The sequence below is a fragment of the Promicromonospora sp. NPDC059942 genome (assembly GCF_042731755.1).
GTDB lineage: Bacteria > Actinomycetota > Actinomycetes > Actinomycetales > Cellulomonadaceae > Promicromonospora.
This window is the reverse complement of record NZ_JBHWLR010000014.1, coordinates 118,961-121,267: the sequence shown is the minus strand read 5'-3', so window position 1 is coordinate 121,267 and position 2,307 is coordinate 118,961. Positions and strand designations below refer to the sequence as shown.

Sequence of the window (2,307 nt, the reverse complement as noted above, 5' to 3'; positions counted from 1 at the left end):
TCACCCCAACGAAGCAACATCGCCTCTCCCCCCCTCTCTCCTCCTCCTTCTCCTCTCCGCGACTCCTTCCCTTCCTCCGTCGCTCCCGCCCCCCCCCGGCGCCGGCTCGCCACGGGCCTCCCCGGCGCCGAGGTCGAGATCGTCCCGGGGGGCGGGCACGGGGTGCGCGGCCAGGTCCCGGGCCAGGTCGGCGCTCGGGTCGCGCGGTTCGTCGGGCAGCACGACAACTCGGTCCCGGCGGAGCGATGAGTTTCCCGGCGGGCTCTCGTCGACAGGGGTGTTGCACACCAGACCCGCACGACACCGAGGGAGCCCTCCGATGGCCATCACCAGCATCTTCGTCAACCTGCCCGTCGCCGACGTCCGGGCCAGCACGGCCTTCTACGAGGCCGTCGGCGCCTCCGTCAACCCGGACTTCTCCGACGAGACGTCGACCAGCCTGGTGCTGAGCGGTGCCGTGTACATCCAGATCATGAACCACGAGAAGTTCGCCTCGTTCACCAAGCAGCCGATCGCCGCCGACGGCATCGAGGTCATCAACGCCCTCGGCGTCGAGTCCCGCGACGAGGTCGACCGGATCGCGGGTGCCGCCCTGGTCGCAGGCGGCACCGAGACCCACGAGACCAAGGACATCGGCTGGATGTACGGCCGCGCGTTCGCCGACCTGGACGGCCACCACTGGGAGGTCATGTTCATGGACGAGGCCGCCATGGCGGAGGCCTTCGCGGCCGAGGCGGGCTGAGGTCCCGGGCCCGAAGCCCCGCCGGCTGTCGCCGGGTCTCACGCCGCGTGCGTGAGGCCCGGTTTCTTTGTCCCGGGCGGGGTCGTCGCAGGTCCGGGCGCGGGGCGCTGTTTGAGAATCGTTCTCACTTCTGGTTGACTCCTCCTCGGTAACGAGAATGATTGTCATTCTAGATGGAAGGAGCGGGCGGCCCAGACCGCCCGACCGACGATGAGAAATCACCACACCCGCACGGCCGCAGGCCTTGGCGCGGCACTGTCCCTCATCCTGCTCAGCGCGTGCGCCGCGGAGGGCGCGGCGTCCGGCTCGTCCTCGGAGTCGGCCGGCGCCGACGAGCACGAGGAGCACGGGTCGCCCGACGCCACCGAGGCCCAGGCGCGCACACCCCGCGTGGCGGTCACCTACGACGGCGGCGTCCTGGTGCTGGACGCCATGAGCCTCGAACCCGTGGGCGAGATCGAGCTGGAAGGCTTCACCCGCCTCAACGCGGCGGGGGACGAGCGCCACCTGATGGTCTCCACGACCGGGGGCTTCCAGGCCCTCGACCTGGGCTCCTGGGCCGAGGCGCACGGCGACCACTCCCACTACTGGACCGCCGAGCCGACCCTGACCGACGTCGCCTACGAGGCGTCCGAGCCCGGCCACGTCGTGGTCCACGAGGGTCGCACCGCGCTGTTCGACGACGGCACCGGCCTGGTTCGCGTGCTCGACTCGGCGCACGTGGCCGACGCCGACGCGGCGGCCCGCGAGTACACCACGCCGTCGGCCCACCACGGCGTGGCCGTCGAGCTGACCGACGACAGCCTCGTGGTCTCCGAGGGCACCGAGGATGCGCGCACCGGCATCCGGGTGCTCGACGGCGACGACAAGGAGATCGCGGCGTCCGACGAGTGCCCCGGCGTGCACGGGGAGGCCGTGGCCGCCGACGAGGCCGTCGTCATCGGCTGCGAGGACGGCGCCGTGGTCTACGCGGACGGCAAGATCACGAAGGTCACCTCCCCGGACGCGTACGGCCGCATCGGCAACCAGGCCGGCACCGAGGCGTCGCCGGTCGTGCTGGGCGACTACAAGACCGACAAGGACGCCGAGCTCGAGCGGCCGACGCAGGTCTCGCTGATCGACACGCGGACCGGCGACCTCCAGCTGGTCGACCTGCCGTCGTCGTACACCTTCCGGTCGCTCGCGCGGGGCGACGACGGCGAGGCCCTCGTGCTCGGCACGGACGGCCAGGTGCACGTGATCGACCCGGAGTCCGGCAAGCTCACGCAGTCCATCCCGGTGATCGACGAGTGGGAGGAGCCGACCGAGTGGCAGGAGCCGCGTCCGGCGATCCTGACCCTGGACGGCTCGGTCTACGTGACCGACCCGGCCACGGACTCGATCCACGCGGTCGACGTCGAGACGGGCGAGGTCTGGAAGTCCGCCGACCTCGGCGTCACCCCGAACGAGCTGAACGGCGTCACGGGCGGCGAGCCCCACACCCACTGACCCCCCCACAACCAGTTGAGTGCTGGCTATTTGCGCCTCCCGAGCCTCGGGAAGCGCAAATAGCCAGCACTCAACGG

2 protein-coding genes are annotated in these 2,307 nt (G+C 71.2%); both read left to right on the top strand.

The annotated features are described in order from the left end of the window. The first annotated feature begins 319 nt into the window (after positions 1–319). Positions 320–742 (top strand): VOC family protein, encoded by a 423-nt coding sequence (locus ACFV9Q_RS21295; protein ID WP_377236054.1) that lies wholly within the window; start codon positions 320–322, stop codon positions 740–742. A 210-nt stretch (positions 743–952) separates the two neighbouring features. Further along, the gene (gene aztD / locus ACFV9Q_RS21290; protein WP_377236053.1) at positions 953–2,230 is read left to right on the top strand and encodes a zinc metallochaperone AztD; all 1,278 of its coding nucleotides are present in this window, start codon (positions 953–955) and stop codon (positions 2,228–2,230) included. The last annotated feature ends 77 nt before the right edge of the window (positions 2,231–2,307 follow it).